1 protein-coding gene and 1 pseudogene are annotated in these 487 nt (G+C 72.5%); both read right to left on the reverse strand.

The annotated features are described in order from the left end of the window. Positions 1–210, reverse strand: a pseudogene (locus M3668_RS10930) (sugar ABC transporter permease); the annotation flags it as partial. Between the two features lie 34 nt (positions 211–244). Next, a partial coding sequence (locus M3668_RS10935) for a hypothetical protein (RefSeq protein ID WP_251380886.1) occupies positions 245–487 on the reverse strand: 243 nt, incomplete at its 5' end.

The raw sequence follows: 487 nt of genomic DNA on the forward strand, positions 1-487 counted from the left end.
GTTGCCGAAGCCGGCCGCGAACGCGTCGTCGCCGAGCACCGCGCGATAGTTCGCGAGCCCCGCGAACGCGCGGCGGCCGGCCGAGTAGTCGACCCGGCAGAACGAGTCGATCAGCACCTGCGCGACCGGATACAGCGCGAGCGCGGCGAGCACCAACAGCGCGGGCCCGAGCAGCGCGACGAACGGCAGGCTGCGGCCGAACGCTTTCATGCGTGAGCTCCGGCCAGCGGATCGACGTGAGCCGTCACTTGCCGGCCGCGGCCGTCGCCTGCGCGATCTTCTGCTGCGCCTGGCGCAGCGCGGCGTCGGGCGCGGCCTGCCCCGTCAGCGCGAGCTGCAACTGATCGCCGAGAATGCTCTCGACCTGCTGCCAGTCCTTCACACGCGGCCGCGCGCGGCCGGCCTCGAGCGCCTTCAGTTGATCCGGATACCAGCGGTACTGGCGCACCAGCGCCGGATCGTTGAACACGCTGCGGCGGGTCGGCGG

Source organism: Rothia sp. P100 (assembly GCF_023712425.1).
Taxonomy (GTDB): domain Bacteria; phylum Actinomycetota; class Actinomycetes; order Actinomycetales; family Micrococcaceae; genus Rothia; species Rothia endophytica.